13 protein-coding genes are annotated in these 17,689 nt (G+C 68.6%); 6 read left to right on the top strand and 7 right to left on the bottom strand.

Going from position 1 to position 17,689, the window contains the following annotated elements; all coding sequences use genetic code 11:
• The first annotated feature begins 15 nt into the window (after positions 1 to 15).
• Complete coding sequence (locus AB0I35_RS13150; protein WP_357396048.1) at positions 16 to 3,366, top strand: hypothetical protein; 3,351 nt, start codon at positions 16 to 18, stop codon at positions 3,364 to 3,366.
• A 45-nt stretch (positions 3,367 to 3,411) separates the two neighbouring features.
• Here AB0I35_RS13150 and AB0I35_RS13155 read toward each other — a convergent pair whose 3' ends face one another.
• Entirely contained in the window at positions 3,412 to 4,338 is a 927-nt protein-coding gene (locus AB0I35_RS13155; RefSeq protein WP_357396050.1) for a LysR family transcriptional regulator, read from the bottom strand.
• Positions 4,339 to 4,454: 116 nt separating this feature from the next.
• Between AB0I35_RS13155 and AB0I35_RS13160 the strand changes: the two genes are divergently transcribed.
• Both AB0I35_RS13160 and AB0I35_RS13165 read left to right on the top strand, forming a co-directional pair.
• A complete protein-coding gene (locus tag AB0I35_RS13160) occupies positions 4,455 to 5,828 on the top strand; it encodes an MFS transporter (protein WP_357396051.1) in 1,374 nt (457 codons plus the stop codon).
• Positions 5,825 to 6,571, top strand: coding sequence for a 3-hydroxybutyrate dehydrogenase (locus AB0I35_RS13165; RefSeq protein ID WP_357396052.1), 747 nt, complete (start codon positions 5,825 to 5,827; stop codon positions 6,569 to 6,571). The genes AB0I35_RS13160 and AB0I35_RS13165 overlap by 4 nt, the downstream gene beginning before the upstream one ends.
• A 17-nt stretch (positions 6,572 to 6,588) precedes the next feature.
• Here the strand turns inward: AB0I35_RS13165 and AB0I35_RS13170 are convergent, their stop codons facing one another.
• The 5 genes from AB0I35_RS13170 to cysD are packed head-to-tail and all read right to left on the bottom strand — an operon-like array spanning position 6,589 to position 12,488.
• Entirely contained in the window at positions 6,589 to 7,722 is a 1,134-nt protein-coding gene (locus tag AB0I35_RS13170; protein WP_357396053.1) for a sulfotransferase, read from the bottom strand.
• A 17-nt stretch (positions 7,723 to 7,739) separates the two neighbouring features.
• Positions 7,740 to 8,516 carry an SDR family oxidoreductase gene (locus AB0I35_RS13175; RefSeq protein ID WP_357396055.1) on the bottom strand — a complete coding sequence of 259 codons (777 nt, stop codon included), beginning with the start codon at positions 8,514 to 8,516 and terminating at the stop codon, positions 7,740 to 7,742.
• Positions 8,513 to 9,727, bottom strand: a complete 1,215-nt coding sequence (locus tag AB0I35_RS13180) for a hypothetical protein (RefSeq protein WP_357396056.1) — start codon at positions 9,725 to 9,727, stop codon at positions 8,513 to 8,515. Before AB0I35_RS13180 ends, AB0I35_RS13175 begins: the two co-directional genes overlap by 4 nt.
• Positions 9,724 to 11,583 carry an adenylyl-sulfate kinase gene (gene cysC, locus AB0I35_RS13185; RefSeq protein WP_357396057.1) on the bottom strand — a complete coding sequence of 620 codons (1,860 nt, stop codon included), beginning with the start codon at positions 11,581 to 11,583 and terminating at the stop codon, positions 9,724 to 9,726. Before cysC ends, AB0I35_RS13180 begins: the two co-directional genes overlap by 4 nt.
• The gene (gene cysD / locus AB0I35_RS13190; RefSeq protein WP_357396058.1) at positions 11,583 to 12,488 is read right to left on the bottom strand and encodes a sulfate adenylyltransferase subunit CysD; all 906 of its coding nucleotides are present in this window, start codon (positions 12,486 to 12,488) and stop codon (positions 11,583 to 11,585) included. Before cysD ends, cysC begins: the two co-directional genes overlap by 1 nt.
• 69 nt (positions 12,489 to 12,557) lie before the next feature.
• On the opposite strand from cysD, the gene AB0I35_RS13195 reads away from it, so the two are divergent.
• The 3 genes from AB0I35_RS13195 (at position 12,558) to AB0I35_RS13205 (ending at position 15,904) form a co-directional block, all read left to right on the top strand.
• A complete protein-coding gene (locus tag AB0I35_RS13195; RefSeq protein ID WP_357396059.1) occupies positions 12,558 to 13,481 on the top strand; it encodes a helix-turn-helix domain-containing protein in 924 nt (307 codons plus the stop codon).
• Between the two features lie 221 nt (positions 13,482 to 13,702).
• Positions 13,703 to 14,869, top strand: coding sequence for a hypothetical protein (locus AB0I35_RS13200; RefSeq protein ID WP_357396061.1), 1,167 nt, complete (start codon positions 13,703 to 13,705; stop codon positions 14,867 to 14,869).
• Positions 14,870 to 15,073: 204 nt separating this feature from the next.
• Positions 15,074 to 15,904 (top strand): DUF5995 family protein, encoded by an 831-nt coding sequence (locus AB0I35_RS13205; RefSeq protein ID WP_357396062.1) that lies wholly within the window; start codon positions 15,074 to 15,076, stop codon positions 15,902 to 15,904.
• A 57-nt stretch (positions 15,905 to 15,961) separates the two neighbouring features.
• Here AB0I35_RS13205 and AB0I35_RS13210 read toward each other — a convergent pair whose 3' ends face one another.
• Positions 15,962 to 17,686 carry a GMC family oxidoreductase gene (locus AB0I35_RS13210; RefSeq protein ID WP_357396063.1) on the bottom strand — a complete coding sequence of 575 codons (1,725 nt, stop codon included), beginning with the start codon at positions 17,684 to 17,686 and terminating at the stop codon, positions 15,962 to 15,964.
• Between the last annotated feature and the right edge of the window lie 3 nt (positions 17,687 to 17,689).

Raw genomic sequence — 17,689 nt, forward strand, 5'->3', positions numbered from 1 at the left:
GGTCGAGGGCCGACGGTGACCGGACAGTGGGAGTTCCAGCGCGACGACGCGCTGTTGTCCGAGCTCACCGGAGCGCCGCAGCGGTGGTTGGCACTGTGCCGGGAAGCGGTCGCCGAGGGCCCCGAAGCGGCTCGCGGGCTGCTCGATCTGCGCCGTGAAACGGGTGTGCTGGCACGGCATTCGCTGGCGCGATGGAAGCACCTCGAGGCCGGCGACGACCCGCTGGAAGAGGAATCGGAGAACCCCGATCTGGAGGGTGATCGGGTCACCGCCGATGTGTCGGCGGCCCACGCGGTCGCCGCCCTCGCCCAAGCCCTGACCGGCGCGCGCGACATCGCCGAGGCGTGTGCTGTCTTCCTGCGGCACACCGAACGGGCCGGATTGCATTCGGCCGGTACCCAATTGCTCCCCGCCGGACCGATCACCGGTGGCGACGACCCGTTGGCCGAGGTGGTACTGCACCTGCTCGGCCAGGGCGGCAGGCCCTCACGCGGCTACGGCATCGTGACCGCGCTGGAACTGGCCGGTCGGCGACCACCGACGGTGCGGACCACCCGGGTGAGTGTGCTGTTCGTCGACATCGGGGGCGCCGGCCGCGTCGGCGTGCTGCGATTGGAGCAGGTGCGCGAAGGGCCGAGCGGGTTGCACCCGGATCCGGCCGCCATGTCGTTCCTGCAGGCGGATCGCGAGTTCACCGACAGTCTCGCGCGGGCGTGGGAGGTGAGCAGGCCGGCCGCGACCGGCGCCTGCGTGCTGTGGTCGGTGACCGGGGCGGGTCGCGCGCCCGAGAACGACATCAACGGTGCGTCGATGGCGGCGGCGGTGGCCGTCGCGCTCGACGACCTGGCCCCGCGCCACCAGCTGGTCCGGTGGCTGCGGGTGCGCCGGCTGGACCCGGCGTGCGCGGTGACGGCGGGCCTGTCGGAGACGGAGCTGACCCCGGTCGGCGGATATGCGGGCAAACTCGCTGCGGCGCAGCGTGCTTCGCTTCGCGTGGTGGTCGCCGCCACCGGGTACGAGGAGGCGCGGCGGCAGGCGCCGGAGAACTTCCTCGACCGCATCGCGGCGGCCGCGACGGTGACCGAAGCTGTGTCGCGCACGCGCAGCAGACCGAATCTGGCGTTGTGGCTGGTCTCTGTCGCCGGTGTGCTCGCCGTTCTGCTCGCCGTGCTCTCGGCGACCGGTCTGGCGCGGGTCCGGGCCGAGAATGCCGCTGCCAGAGCCGAATCGAATTCCCGGCTGTTCGCGGGCGTGGCCCGGGGTGGTGCCGACTTCGACCCTGCGCTGTCGCAGCTCGTCGCCCTCGCGGCGGTGCGTACGAGCGCCACGACGGATGCCCGATCGGCCCTGCTGGAGTTCTCCGCTCTCGGCACGCCGATCCGGATCCTGCCCGGGGTATCCGGTGACGGAGTTTCGGCCGGTATCGATCCGCCACGGCTGGCCACCAGCGTCGGTGGCGACATGATCGCGATCGGCAACGGCGACGGCACCGTGCAGCTCGTGCGGGTCGATGATGCCGGGGTGACCCGGATGCCGCCGTTCGCGGCGACGGCCGGTCCGGTGCGGGCTCTGGCCATCAGCGCCGACCAGCGTTGGCTTGCTGTGGCTGGTGAACGCTCGGCGGTGTTGTGGAGTATCGCGGAGAAGCCGCGGCGAACAAGCGAATTCGCGCTGGCGGACCATCTTCCCTGGTCGCTGGCCTTCGGTCCGGGCAGCGACCTGTTGGCGATCGGCACCCACGGTGGAACGGTGCTGTCCTGGCGGTTCGGTGCCGATCCCACGCACCCGGTGCCGCAGCCCGCGCTGACTGTTCCCGGTAACCACGCGTTCGTCGCGGCCGACGACCGGGTCCTCGTCGCGGCCGGTTCCCGGATCGTCGACGCAACCTGGACAACGACCGTACGTGGCTGGCACACAACAGCCCTGAAGCAGGTCCGTCCCGCTTTCGAGCTGTCGGTCGAGCGACCGAACGGCGCCGAGATCAGGTCGGTCGATATCGACGGCGACGTGCTCGCGGTGGGAATCAACCCCGGCGAGATAGCCAGGTGGCGTCTCGGTGCCGACATCACCCGGCCCGAATCGCTGCGCGCGACGTCGCGAGGTGCCAACGAGTACTTCGACGTGGCGCCGACCGGGGACGGCCGCACGGCAGTGGTGGTCGGTGGTGATTCCCGTGCTCGACTCCTCGATCTCGACACCGGTGCGGTGCTCGCCCGATTCCCCGGCGGGTCCGTGGCGCGCGCCGAAGTGTTCCGGGGCGGACGCGCACTGGTGACTTCCGGATTCGACCGTGCCGTGCACGTTTTCGATCTCGCGGGCCAGGCCGCCGAACTCGGGCCGCGAACGCTGTTCAGGCTTCCCCAAGACGTATCCGCGCCTCCTCCCGGTGTGCTGCCCGACGCGTTGCTGCCGCGCTTGCGCGCTCTGTCGAGGACCCCCGCGGGCGCCGGACGAGACTCCGTGGACGGCGATCCCTCGGGCTTGTTCGACACCGTGGTCCTCAGCCCCGACGGGAGACGAGCCGCCACCCTGAACGAACGCGCCATCCAGGTCTGGGACATCACCGATCCCACCCCGAAGCCGTTCGGGCGACCGATCGACAACGGCTTGGTCGACACGCGAGGTGTCGTCCTCGGCCCGGACGGCACCCTGGCGGTCGGGCGGGGTCTGACGTCATCGGTGGAACTGTGGGACCTGACCCGGCCCGGCGGCCCCGAGCTCCGCTCCACACTGCGATTCGGGCACGGTTATCCGACCGCACTCTCCGTGAGTCCCGACGGATCGAGGCTGGCCGTCGGCAGTCACCGCACCGGGCACGTGACGGTCTACGACCTGAGCGCCGGGCCCGCCGCCCGACCCGTGGCGGAACTGTCCGCCCTGCCCACGGCTGGTCAGGACATGTCTCTGGCCGTCACGACAGACGACATTCTCGCCGTCGGCACCCGGGCCGGAGCCTTCGTCTACCGCCTCGGCGAACCAGGCGGGCCCCGACTCCTGCCGCTCCCCGTCGACGCACGTGGCCCCGCCGGCTCGGTCGCCTTCGATCACACCGGTACCCGCCTCGCCGTCGACGATCTCGCCAAGGACCGCATCGAAATCTGGGACTACACCGACCCTGACGCGCCAACCCTCTACGCCGCCCTGCATCACGGCGAAAGGCACTGGCAGAAAACAATGCTCGCGTTCGCGGCCGGTGGAACGGTCCTCGTCGAATCCGCCACCGACGGCACCCTGCGCCGTTGGCGCACCGACGCCACCACCGAAGCCGCCCGCATCTGCGCCACCGGCACCGCACCCATCACCCCGCAAGAGTGGTCGAACACCCTTCCCGGCCGTGCCTTCGTAAACCCCTGCCCCACAGGATGACCAGAACCTGGGCCGTCAGCCGATCGGTCGACGGGATCGGGACCATCACGCTTCAGGAATGCCGAGGAGGGCGGCTCGGCATTCGCGGACGGTGGTGCGCAGGGCCTCGACGACAGCCGCGACCTCGGGGCGGCGCAGGGTCTCGGGCCGGGTGACCAGCCAATAGGTGAGCTGGACCCGGACTTCGTCGGCCAGGACCCGGACCAGATCAGCATGGCGGTCGGCCATGAAGCAGGGGAGCAGGCCGATACCGGCGGCCGCGCGGGTGGCCTCCACGTGGACGAAAACGTTGGTGGAGGAGACGGATTGGCGCATGGTCGGCGCGAAGCCGGTGGCCACGTCGAGGTCGTCGACCTGCAGGATCGACTCGATGAAATAGACCAGCGGATAGCCGGCGAGGTCGCCGATAGTGGTGGGGGCGCCGTGGGCGTCGAGGTAGTCCCGGGCGGCGTAGAGGCCGAGACGGTAGTCGCCGAGTTCGATGGCCTCGGCGCGGTGTACCTGGGGTCTGCCGACGACCACCTCGAGATCGAGGCCGGTGCGCTGGGTGGAAGCGCGGCGGGTGGCGGCGACGATCTCCACCGCGATGCCGGGGTGGCGGCGCTGCACTCGCGCCGCCGACGGTGCGGCCAGGTAGGCGCTGAACCCGTCGGTCGCCGAGAGCCGCACCACCCCTTCGAGAGTGCGTTCCCCGCCCGGGGAACCGAGTGAACGCACTGCGGCTTCGACCGTCTCGGCAGCTACGAGGGCCTCGCGACCGAGATCGGTGAGCTCCCAACCGCCTGCCACTTTCGTGAGTACCCGTCCGCCCACGGCCGCCTCGAGTGCGGCGATGCGCCGGGAAATGGTGGTGTGGTTGATCCCGAGTTCGGCTGCGGCCGTGACGAACCGCCCCGACCGGCCGACGGCGAGCAGTACGAGCAGATCATCGGCACTCGGCCTGCGCCCGGACGACGCGACGGAACGGCTCATATCTGCATATTCGCAGATACCCGCTGCGAAACTGGCCATTGCGACCGAAAGACTTCTGCACGAATACTCCTCGCATGGAATGTGAGTCAGCTCACAGCGCGTGAAGGAGTAGTGCGATGAGCGTCAGCAGCACGACCCGGCCGACCGGTGACACACCGGAGCAGACACCGTCCGGGCTACGGCGGGTGGTGACCGCCTCGATGGCGGGCACCGTCGTCGAGTGGTACGAATTCTTCCTCTACGGCACCGCCGCCACCCTGGTGTTCAGCAAGGTGTTCTTCGCGAAGGGGACCAGCGACCTGGACGCGATCCTCGCCGCGTTCGTCACCTATGCCGTCGGTTTCGCGGCGCGCCCGCTCGGCGGGATCGTCTTCGGCTATTTCGGTGACCGATACGGGCGCAAGAAGCTGCTGCAGACGAGTCTCGTGCTCGTCGGCGCGGCGACGTTCCTGATGGGCTGTCTGCCCACCTTCGCCCAAATCGGTTACTGGGCACCGGCTCTGCTCGTGACACTGCGCTTCGTCCAGGGCTTCGCGGTCGGTGGTGAATGGGGTGGTGCGGTGCTGCTCGTCGCCGAGCACAGCCCCAGCCGCAGCCGCGCGTTCTGGTCGAGCTGGCCGCAGGCGGGAGTACCCGCGGGCAATCTGCTCGCCACCATCGTGCTGCTGGTGCTCACCTCGACGCTGTCGGACGCGGCGTTTCTGAGCTGGGGTTGGCGGGTCGCGTTCTGGCTGTCGGCGGTGGTGGTGCTCGTCGGCTACTACGTGCGGACGAAGGTGACCGACGCGCCGATCTTCCTGGCCGCCCAGCAGGCGCTCGAGCACACCAAGGCCACCTCGTTCAGCCCGTTCGAGGTGTTGCGCCGTTACCCGCGTGGGGTTTTCACCGCCATGGGGCTGCGCTTCGGGGAGAACATCATGTACTACCTGGTGGTCACCTTCTCGATCACCTACCTCAAGGTGCAGGTACACGCCGATACGACCACGATCCTGTGGTGGTTGCTCATCGCTCACGCCGTGCACATCGCGGTGATCCCGCTCGCCGGATACCTCGGTGACCGGATCGGGCGTCGGCCGGTGTATCTGGCCGGTGCCGTCGCGGGCGGAACGTGGGGGTTCTTCGCGTTCCCGATGATGGACAGCGGGCACAGCGTGGTGATCCTGTCCGCCATCATCGTCGGCCTCGTCTTCCACGGGTTCATGTACGCCGGTCAGCCCGCCATGATGGCCGAGATGTTCCCCACCCGAATGCGGTATTCCGGGGTGTCACTGGGATATCAGGTGACCTCGATCGTGGCCGGTTCGCTGGCGCCGATCATCGCGGTGCGCCTGCTCGACTCCTACGGTTCGTCGGTGCCGATCGCGGTCTACCTCGCGGTGGCGGCGACGGTCACGGTGATCGCGGTGCTGTGTGCGCGGGAGACGCGCGGGATCGACCTGGAAACCATCGACCTGGCCGACACCGACGCATCGAAAAGGCTTGCGGCATGAGTGACCTCACCGGTCGCGCCGCGTTGGTCACCGGCGCCGCGAGCGGGATCGGCGCCGCGTGCGCGCGGGTCCTCGCCGCCCGCGGCGCCGAGGTGACTGTCGCCGATCTCGACGGTGACGGCGCGAAAGCCGTCGCACACGAGATCGGTGGCCATGCCTGGTGTGTCGACCTGCGTGATGTCGACGCACTCGCCGAGCTGGCCCTGGACACCGACATCCTCGTCAACAACGCGGGTATCCAAACCGTCAGCCCCGTCGAGGAGTTCGAGCCGGAACGGTTCCGGACCATGCAAACGCTGATGGTGGAGGCGCCGTTCCTGTTGATCCGGGCGGCACTGCCGCACATGTACCGCAACGGGTTCGGCCGCATCGTCAACATCTCCTCGGTGCACGGGCTGCGTGCCTCCCGGTTCAAGGTCGCCTACGTCACGGCCAAGCACGGGCTCGAGGGCCTGTCGAAGGTGACGGCGCTCGAGGGTGGCCCGCACGGTGTCACCTGCAACTGCGTGAACCCCGGATATGTGCGAACACCGTTGGTGGACAAGCAGATCGCCGATCAGGCCCTCGTCCACGGCATCCCCGAACAACAAGTGGTCGAACAGGTGCTGCTCACCGAGAGTGCGATCAAACGCCTGATCGAGCCCGAGGAGGTGGCCCAGCTGGTGGCGTGGTTGTCCTCGGACGCGGCGGGCATGGTGACCGGGTCGTCGTATGTGATGGACGGCGGGTGGAGCGCCCGTTAGACCCGCCGCCCCCACGATCACCCGGAAAAGTGCTCGGCGACCATGTCCTCGCTGAGTCCGTAATCGGCGAGCGAGTAGTGGTGCGTGGGTTTGCGTGCTCCCGTGCGGCTTTCGGCGTCCAGGGCGAGGATGGCAGCGCGAGCCTGCGGGGTGAGGTCGGTGCCGATCGACCGGTAGATCGTCTCGACGGTGCCGACCGGGTCGGAGCGCAGGTCGGCGAAGTCGATGTCGATGAAGTGGGCCTCGGGGTGGCGGGCGCGCGCGGCGGTGAACTCGCGCAACCCGCGCGACCACAGGTCGAGTTGGGTGCGGCCGATGACCTCCGGGGTGAAGACGGTCGACCAGCCACGGGTGGCGTGCTCGTTGAGGCTGCAGACCGACGGGATCACGGTCGCGGGGTCGCGATGGGTCTGGATGACGACGGCGTCGGGGTAGACGGCGAGCAGGGCGTCCAGACAGAACAGGTGACTGGGGTTCTTGAGCACCCAGCGGCGGGAGTCGTTCATCCCGATGAGCTGCAGGTTGCGCCGGTGCCGGGCATAGGCGGGCGTCCAGTCCTGGGTGGTGAGCCACTGCGAATAGCTGGGCAGGTACGCCAGACACTCGTAGGAGTGCGACATCACCGACTGGCGGAGCAATTGCCAGCATTCCTCGACGTCGGCCGCGCTCATGTAGTGCAGGCCCATGAACTCCGGGTTCTGCACCTGATGCTGACGCAGCCCGGCATCGATCTGCTGATAGGCAGGATTGTCCGCCCAGCTCTCGCGCGGCGGACGGGGCTGCGGGAAGTCCGTCAGCCACATCTCCAGACCCTGGTTGGCGGAGTCGGCCGCCAGCAGGCGGTGCAGTGCGGTGGTGCCGGTGCGTGGCAGTCCGGTGACGAAGATCGGCCGGGTGACCGGTGTTTCGGCGAAACCGGGATTCGCGGCCCACGCGGCCTCGCTCAGGGCGCGAGCGATCAAGGTGCCGCGCAGGAAGAATCGCGACATCTTGGACCCGAGCTCGGTGAGCCCGGCCTCGTCGCGATAGGAATCGAGCAGCACGCCGAGGGCTTCGGTGTAATCGTCGGAGCCGAAATCGGTGAGGCCGGTGAGTTTGGTTGCCGAGGCGTGCAGGTCGGCTACGGTGCCGACATCGGTGCGCACAGTCATCGTGGGAGAACTCCTGATCAGTTGTGGTATTCGCCGCAGTTGACGTCGAGGGTCTGGCCGGTGATCGCGTTCGCCCAGTCCGAGGCGAGGAACACCACGGCACGGGCGATCTCGGCGGGTTCGGGCAGCCGCTTCAGATCGGAGCGGGCAGCGGTCTGCTCGTAGACCTGGTCGACGGTGATGCCGTACTTCTCGGCGATCTGGCCGAAGTACCACTTCAACTGGTCGCTCCAGATGTAGCCGGGCAGCACACTGTTCACCCGGATGCCTTTGGCGCCCAGCTCGGTGGCGAGGGTCTGTGACATCGCCAGCAGCGCGGCCTTGGTGAGCTTGTAGCTGCCGTAGCGGGGTTCACTGTGGCGCACCACCGCCGAATTGATCATCACCACCGCGCCGTTGGACTCCGACAGGGCGGGCGTGAACGCCTGCGTCATCCGCAGACCACCGAGCACGGTGAGATCGAGGCTGTCGCGGATCTGGTCGTAATCGGTGCGTTCGAGCGGCTTCATCGATGGCACCGAGAACGCGTTGTTCACCAGCGCGTCGACCCGGCCGAACTGCTCGACCGTGCGCGACACGAGGTCACGTACGGCGGCGTCGACGGTGATATCGGTGGGGACGCACAGTGTTTCGCCGTCGATCTCGGCGGCCACCTCCCGCAACCGTGATTCGGTTCGCGCCGCGAGCACGACTTTGGCGCCCGCCGCCGCCGCTTCCACACAGATCGATCGCCCGAGCCCCGGCCCGACACCGGAGACGACCACGACCTTTCCGTCCAGCAGAGCCCCGCTCATCCCAGCATCCTCTCGGCGAAAGCCCGCTGCCGGGCGGCGATCCGGTCACGCCACGCGGCGGCGTCGATCCGGTTGTTGTCGTAGTACGGCAGGTGCGCGGGGACATCGGCGACGTCGACGAGTTCCACCCCCGGGCCGTCGGCTTCGGTCATCGGCCGGTCGGTGCGCTGCCATCGGAACTGCAGGATGCCCCGCGTGCGGCCGGTGGTCTCGATCCAGTTCGTGATGCCGGGATCGCGGTTGCTCACCACCATGCGGATCATGCCGTCCGGATCCACCTGTGCCTGGGCATGATTGAGGCTCGTCTGATGGTTCACGTAATCCAGCGAGATGTACCAGAGGCTGCCCAGCTGGAACCCCTGATAGGGCGCGTCGGATTTCGGCACCGTGATCACCAGGGCTTGATCGTCGGCGAGGTCGAAATGTCCCACCGAGGAGTACTGGGTGCTGAGACCGCCCGGGGTGAGCCGCGGTGCGGTGAGGGTGTTCACCGGTAGGTCGAGATAGAACCACTTGGGGAAGTTGAACCAGGTGTGCACCCTGGTGAGCAGCATGTTCCCGGCGGCCCGGTAGCGCTTGCGCAACCGGGCCAGATCCGGTTGCTCCGGTGCGGTGCCGACGGTGTCGACCCGTTCGATGCGGATCGAGCCCTTGCGTTCGGTCCAGTCGCTGTAGACCTCGCGCACCGCGAGCATCGAGGCGCCCTCGCCGAGCGGGAAATAGTCCTCGCCCGCATCGGCTTTCGCCGGTCCGAACCGGATCGAGAAGCTGCCGTCTGGGGCGATCGGGATCCGCCGGTCGTCGAAGGCATCGGCCCCACCCGGCACGTCGGTGGCCGTGTAGTCCCCTTTGAGTACCTGAAAACTCAGGTCGACGGTGCTGCCACGCACCCCGCTCACCACATACTCGGCGGTCGGCTCGATATTCGCGTGGTAGTAGACGGTGTCCGGGTTGTCCAGGCCCATCTTGGCGTACGGGCCGGTGGAAGACACGAAGTAGGGGTGCGAGGTGCCGTGGGCACCCGAGAGCCGAAGACAGGCGGCGATACTGGCGGCCAGATAGTCGTAGCCTTCGGCGCGGTCGGCGTCGCTGCGCACGAACTCCGCACCGGCGATGAGAGTTTCGGCCTGCGCGACAGCGGCGAGAAACGGGGCGGTGAGCGAATCAGGCGGTGCGCCCGTTTCGGCAGTGGTGGTACTCGGTCGGTTCAACGGTCTGTGATCCCTAGCTCTCGGAGGATATGGGCGGCGATCTCGGCGGGGGAGCCGAGGTCGGGGGTGATGACCAGGTCGGGTTGTGCGGGCCGCTCGTAGGGAGAGCCGATGCCGGTGAAACCGGGCAACTCGCCCGCACGGGCCTTGGCGTAGAGGCCCTTCGGATCGCGGCGTTCGCATTCCGCCAGTGGAGTGTCGACGAACACCTCGTGGTAGGGCAGATCCCGGTCGGTGTGCACGGTGCGAGCGTGGTCGCGTTGCACGGCGAACGGGCTGATGACCGACACGACCGCGACCGTTCCGGAGTCGGCGAACAGGGCGGCGACCTCGGCGACCCGGCGCACGTTCTCGTCCCGATCGGCGGGGGAGAAGCCGAGTCCGGAGTTGAGGCCGTGGCGCAGATTGTCACCGTCGAGCAGGTAGGCGGGGCGCCCGGCATCGACGAGCAGCCGTTCGACTTCCACGGCGATGGTCGACTTCCCCGAACCAGACAGGCCGGTCAGCCAGATCGTCGCCCCGAGGTGGGTCCGTTCGGCACGCGTCACCGCCGAGCGATGCCATGTCACCGGACCGGTGCGTGTGCTCGACACCTCGACCGTTTCGCGACCGGTGACCATCCCCGCCGCGACCGTCTCGTCGGTGCGCGGATCGATGAGGATGAAGCTGCCCGTGCGCCGGTTCTCCCGGTACGGATCCGACAGCAGCGGGCGCCGGGCACGCAACCGGACCCGGGCGATGTCGTTGAGCGACAACGCCTCCACCTCCGACACGCGGTGCAGGGTGTTCACGTCGAGCCGGTAGTCGATGGCGACGACCTCGGCCTGCGCGGTCTGCGCGGCCGTGCGGACGAGCAGGCTGTCGCCGGCGCGCAGCTGGGCGGTTTCGGAGAACCAGCACAGCATGGCGTCGAGTTCGGTGCTCTGGTGCGGGGAGTTCCCCGGGCGGGCGAGCAGGTCGCCCCGGCCGATATCGATGTCGTCGTCCAGGGTCAGCGAGATCGCCATCCCGGTGAACGCCTCCTCGACCTTGGTGCCGCCCGGTCCCCAGATCTCCCGCACATGCGAGGCGTGACCGGCGGGCAGGACCACCACCTCGTCGCCCGGTTTGAAGATGCCGCCCGCCACGGTGCCCGCGTAACTGCGCTGCGCCGACCCCTGCTCGGCGCGGATCACGTACTGGATGGGGAGCCGTGCGTCGATGAGGTTGCGGTCCGAAGCGATGTGCACGTCCTCGAGGTGACGCAGCAGCGGCGGACCCGGATACCAGGCCAGCTGCGGTGAGCTGTCGACCACGTTGTCGCCGTGCAGGGCCGAGACGGGCACGAAACCGAGGTCCCCGACGGTCAATTTCGCGGCGAACGCGGAGAATTCCTCCCTGATCTCGGTGAAACGTTCCTCCGACCAGTCGACCAGGTCCATCTTGTTCACGCACACCACCAGGTGCGGGACGCCGAGCAGGGTGGCCAGGAAGGCATGACGGCGGGTCTGCTCGCTGACACCGGTGCGGGCGTCGACCAGGATCAGCGCGAGATCGGCGGTGGACGCGCCGGTCACCATATTGCGGGTGTACTGCACGTGACCCGGAGTGTCGGCGATGACGAACTTGCGGCGCGGGGTGGTCACGTAGCGGTAGGCGACATCGATGGTGATGCCCTGCTCGCGTTCGGCCCGCAAACCGTCGGTGAGCAGCGCGAGATCGGTGGTGGCACTGCCCCTTTCGGTGCTGAGCCGCTCGATGGTGGCGAGCTGGTCGTCGAACAGGGATTTCGAGTCGTAGAGCAGGCGACCGATGAGGGTGGACTTCCCGTCGTCCACACTGCCCGCGGTGGCCAGGCGTAACAGGTTGCGGCGCATCAGAAATAGCCCTCTCGCTTGCGATCTTCCATCCCGGTCTCGGAGATCCGGTCGTCGGCGCGGGTGGCGCCGCGCTCGGTGAGCCGGGTGGCCGCGATCTCCGCGATCACCTGGGCCGGGTTGGCGGCGGTGCTCTCGACACAGCCGGTGCACGTGGCATCGCCGACGGTGCGGAAACGCACAGTGGCCTCGAAGGCGCGCTCGCCGGGTGCCTCGGTGACGAAACGGGTCACGGACAGCAGCATTCCGTCGCGTTCGATCACCCGCCTGCGGTGCGCGTAGTACAGCGAGGGCAGCTCGACGGCCGCCTGGTCGATGTACTCCCACACGTCGAGCTCGGTCCAGTTCGACAGCGGGAACACCCGAATGTGCTCGCCCGGCTGATGCCTGCCGTTGTAGAGGTTCCACACCTCGGGACGCTGGGCGCGCGGCTCCCATTCACCGAAACGGTTGCGGAAGCTGAACACCCGTTCCTTGGCGCGTGCCTTCTCCTCGTCGCGGCGTGCGCCACCGAACACGGCGTCGAAACGGTGCTCGCCGATGGCGCGCAGCAGGGTGGTGGTCTGCAAGGGGTTGCGGGTGCCGCCGGGGCGTTCGACCACGCGGCCCGCGTCGATGTCGTCTTGGACCTTCGCGACGAGCAGGCGGGCGCCGGTGCGCTCGGCGGTGCGGTCGCGGAAGGCGAGCACCTCGTCGAAGTTGTGGCCGGTGTCCACGTGCAGCAGCGGAAACGGCAGCGGCGCAGGCCAGAACGCGCGCCGCGCCAGGTGCAGCAGCACCGCCGAATCCTTCCCGCCGGAGAACAGCAGCACCGGTCGTTCGAAGGTGGCCGCCACCTCGCGCAGGATGTGCACCGCTTCGGCCTCCAGGGCCGCCAGGTGCGTCAATTCGTATCCCGTCTGCACTGTCCACCTTCCCGGCGGGCTCACGCCCTGGGTTGCACTGTCGAATAATCGACGCTATCGTTCGGTATTGTGACACCGACGATAAGCCGGGCCGAGAGCGCCGGTCAAGAGGTGACGTCGGATCCGGCGTCGGCCGAACCGGATTCGAACGTCGTCTCGGCCCCGACCCAGCGGGTGGTGAAGGTGCTCGAGCTGCTTTCGCGCCACGCCACCGAGCGGCTCACGCTGGCCCGCATCGTGCGCGAAGCCGGGATCTCGCGCGCCACCGCCCACGCCGTGCTCACCCAGCTCACCGCCGACGGGTGGACCGTGCGCGACGCCGACGGCTGCTACGGCATCGGTCTGCGGTTGCTCACCGTCGCCCGTCGGGCCGAAGCCGCGTTCCCACTACGCCGCACCGCCGCCCCTGTCCTGCGCGCGCTGTCGGACCAGGTGTCGGCGCCGGTCTTCCTCGCCGAACGCGACGGGGCGAACATCGTGGTCACCGAACTCGTCGGCGACCCGTCGGCGACCTGGATCCGGCCCGGCCGGCGACTGCCGCTCGCCCCACCCGTCTGCCGCGAATTCGTCGCCTGGGCACCGGAATCCGAACAACGCGCCTGGCTCACCGGCGCCGACCCAACGCACCGTGAGCGCCTCGCACACGTCCTCACCGAGATCCGCGCCCGCGGCTATTCCGTCGAGCGCCTGGTCGACGATTCGACGCCGATGCTGGAGGCCCTTGCGGCCCTTCGTGACACACCGATCACGGCCGCCCTGCGCGCCCAGCTCGGCTCCGTGATCACCGAACTCATCACGATCGACTACCTGCCCGGCGAGCTCGGGCCCGACAACGCGGTCCTCACCGTCGCCGCTCCCATCCGCGACTCCACCGGCGCCGTCGTCGCCTCGGTCGTCGCCTGCCCCGACACCCGCCTCACCGCCGCCCAGGTCAGCGCCCTCGGAACCGCCACCGCAGCCGCGGCCGATCGCATAGCCGCCGCGACTCTGTAGCGCCGGATCCCACGGTGGCCAAGCGGCCGATCAAGATCATCACGCTCTCCCGGCGGGAATTCGGCCGGAATCCCGCCATGAGAGCGTGGTGATCGACTGTCCATGACCGGGATCGTGTGATCCCGGCGCCAGGGGGCTCGCGGGCCGGACCGCGCCGTTAGGCTGAGCGCGGACGCCTGCTCGAGGCAGATCGGCGAGGCGGGTGTGAGGAAGGACAGCACGTGGCAGATAACGTCGATCGCTGGTGGGAGTCGGCAGAGGCAGCGGGCGGGCAGAGCGGGACACCTTCCCAGCCCGCGATTCCGCAACCACCGGAAGCCGCCGCGACGCCACAGGACTGGCAGCCGGGTGCGCCTGTGCCGCCGCCGGGGCAGTACTCGCAGCCCGCCATACCGCCCTACGGGGCGGGAGCATTCGCCCCGCCGCAACCGGGTGCGCCGTATGGGTCGGGGGCATTCCCTCACCCCGGCGTCGCACCGGGACCGGAGGGCTACCCGGGTGCGCCGCAAGGTTATGGGCAACCGGGCGGATACGGCGGCGAGGGGAATTCCTACTCTCAGCAGGGAATTCCACAGCCCGGCCAGTACATGGACCCGAACCTTGTGGGGCAGCGGGAGTTCGGGCCGAGCATGTCCTTGCCGTTTCCGCAGCACGGGCAGACGTATGGGTATGCGCCGCAGCCGCCGCGAAAGACCAATGCCGGGCTGCTGATCGGGATCGGGGCGGTCGTCGTGGTGCTCGCGGTGGTGCTCGTCACCGCCGTGGTGATCGGAACCGGTGGCAACGACGAGCAGGCGGTTGCCGCGCCGACGACGACCACGCAGACGGTTCCGCCGACGGGTACCAGCACCGCACCGGTGACGCCGGGTTGGAAGGGTGTGCTGCTCGCTGCCGAGCGCATCGCTTACGACGTGCCACCGAGTTGGCAGATCGCCTCGGAGTCGGACTCGGTGGTGATCCTCGGCCTGAGCGGAATGTTCGCGGGTACCGGAAAGGCCTCCGAAGGCGAGAACTACTGTCCCGGTTCGGCCTACCGAGGACTGGCGGGAATCGCGGTCAGTACGGAGAACACACTGCCTGAGGCCGCGACCACCGCGGCCAGGATCGCGGCCGAGGGCGGCTACTCCGATTCGACAGGTGGCAAAATCACCGCCCCCACAACGCTCACCACCCAGAGCGGCTTGACCGGGCAGTTCGTCGAGAGTTCGGGTTCGTGGACACCGGCGCGACCGGGTTGCACCACGACCGCGTACTCGGTGTACACCTTCGCCTTCGAGAAGGCGGCGGGTCTGCCGATGGTCATGGCGATCCTGGTCGACCGGGGCACCACCGGCGAGCTGTCCGCCGACGACGCCAAGAAGATGATCGCGAGCATCCGCCTGATCTGATGGCCTCGAATACTCGGGTCGGCGCAGCCGGCCCGCCACTGAACGGGCCTGCTGGTCAGCAGCTTCCGTCCCGACTTCCGTGGCGCCTGCCCGTCTCGGCGAGCCCGCTCATGGGTGCGTCGCACAGCGGATCGGAGCGGGAGGTGGTGGAATCGCAGGATGCGTATCGGGAGTGGAATAGTCGCGGCTGTCGCAGTGGGGATCATGGCTCTGTCCGGGGTGGTCGCGGGACCGGCCGGCGCGGTCACCGACACCGCGTGCGGCTCGACCCTCTCGCCGGCCGATATCGGCGAGATCGCCCGGCTCTCGGATACTTCCGAGATAGCGGGCGGCGATACCCTGGCCCGGCTGGAGGACGCCGTCGACAGGCATCACCGGATCACCGAGATCCTTGTCGAGCACCGGGATCTGCGTGGGCTGTTCGCGATCGGCCTCGACGGCGTGGAATCCACCGCGGTGATGCCGATGCAACGAGATCCGGCGGCCTTCCTCGACCGCGAATACGCGCACTCCATCAGTCTCGAACTGCTGCGCCGTTTCCTCGACAATCTGCACGCCGAATTCTCCGGCGGCGTCGTCGAACCGCAGTGGGCGCACTATTTCGCCCTCGCCGAGGACTGCGGCGCCTCGCGGGCACGCACGGCGATGGCTGGATACAACGCGCACCTGACCGTCGACCTGACGTATTCGGTGGCCGCCGTCGGGAGCCGTCCCGAGCACGCACCGGACTATTTCAAGATCGTCGCAGGCATCGCCTCGGTCGGTGAGGTGATCGTCGATCGGACCAAAGCCGACCTCGGGCCGCTGTGGCGGTTCTATTTCGTGGGGGAGGGCCTCGATCGGCTGTTCGGCGCGGGTGTGGCAACCGAGCAGATGCTGATCGCCGCCGACCTCGGTGCGAACGTGGTGATCTTCGGCAACGGACTCGCACTGCGAGACCCCGCGCTGGCGCCGACGATCCGGGCGGAGGTCGCCGCGCTGTGGCAGGCCGCCGATCTGGCGTTCGACGCGTTGGCACGCATCAACGCCCTCTGAACGAACAAGGCCCCGGACCAGCGGTGCGTAACCGTGTCCGGGGCCTGGTTTCGGTCCTCAGCCCGCTGTCTTCTCCGGGTTGCGGATCTCGACGATCGGCAAGACCAACGCGGCAGGCGCACCCGCGGGGACCGCCGGCTGCTTGGGTGCGACCGGCTCGATCCGGCGGTATCCCTCGCCCTGCTCGGGACGCGTGTCGACCTCACCCTTGTTGGGCCAGTAGGCGGCCGCACGCTCGGCCTGCGCGGTGATCGTCAGCGACGGGTTCACCCCGAGATTGGCCGAGACGGCCGCACCGTCGACAACGCTGAGCGTCGGGTAGCCGAACACGCGGTGGTAGGCGTCGATCACGCCGTGCTCCGGATCGGCGCCGATCGCCGCACCACCCAGGAAGTGCGCCGTCATCGGCACATTGAACACATCGCCCCAGGTACCGCCTGCGACGCCGCCGATCTTGTCCGCCACCCGGCGCGTCACCTCGTTGCCCGCCGGGATCCACGTCGGATTCGGTTGCCCGTGGCCCTGTTTGGACGTGAGTTTGCGCCCGAACAGCCCCCGCTTGGTGTAGGTGGTGATGGAGTTGTCCAGGTGCTGCATGACCAGCGAGATGATGGTGCGCTCGCTCCAGTTCCGCACGCTCATGAAGCCGAAGAAGGTGAGCGGATGGGTGATCACCAGCCACAGGAACCGCAGCCACCTCGGCACGCGCCCGCCGCCGTCGACCATCAGGGTCTGCAACATGCCCATCGAGTTGGAGCCCTTGCCGTAGCGGACCGGCTCGACATGGGTGTCGGGCGTGGGGTGGATCGAGGACGTGATCGCGACACCCTTGGTGAAGTCCTGGCCGGGCGCGAGCGTCTTGGTCGCCGCCCCGACGATGGACTCGGAGTTGGTGCGGGTGAGCAGACCGAGCCGGTCGGAGATCTTGGGCAGCGCGCCCTCGTCGCGCATCGCGTGCAGCAGCTTCTGGGTGCCGAGCGTGCCCGCGGCGAGCACCACCTGCTTGGCGGTGTAGGTCTTGGGGTTCTTGCGCACCCAGGCGCCGGTGCGCTCGGTGGCGACGTCCCACGTGCCGTCGGGGAGCGGACGCAGCGCCGACACGGTGGTCATCGGGATGACCTGCGCGCCCGCCTTTTCCGCGAGATAGAGGTAGTTCTTCACCAGCGTGTTCTTGGCGCCGAACTTGCAGCCCACCATGCAGTCACCGCATTCGATGCAGCCGGTGCGCTCCGGGCCCGCCCCGCCGAAGTACGGATCGGCGACGGTCTTGCCCGGCTCACCGAAGAAGACGCCGACCGGCGTCTGGACGAAGGTGTCGCCCACGCCCATGTCCTCGGCGACGGCTTTGAAGATCTCGTCGGCGGGAGTCATGTGCGGGTTCTGCACCACGCCCAGCATCTTCTTGGCGCGCTCGTAGTACGGCGTGAGCTCGGCTCGCCAGTCGGTGATGTCGCGCCACTGGGCGTCCTGGAAGAACGGCTCCGGCGGAACGTAGAGGGTGTTGGCGTAGTTCAGCGAACCACCGCCGACACCGGCGCCGCCGAGGATGAGCACGTCGCGCAGCGGGTGGATGCGCTGGATGCCGTAGCAGCCGAGCTTGGGTGCCCACACGAATTTACGCAGGTCCCAGCTGGTTTTCGGCAGTTCGTCGTCGGCGAAGCGGCGGCCCGCCTCCAGCACGCCGACCTTGTAGCCCTTCTCCACCAGTCGCAGCGCGGTGACACTGCCGCCGAATCCGGAACCGACGATCAAGACGTCGAAGTCGGTGGTTCGCTCGGACATAGA

This window comes from Nocardia sp. NPDC050378, from assembly GCF_040655675.1.
Lineage (GTDB): Bacteria > Actinomycetota > Actinomycetes > Mycobacteriales > Mycobacteriaceae > Nocardia > Nocardia coubleae.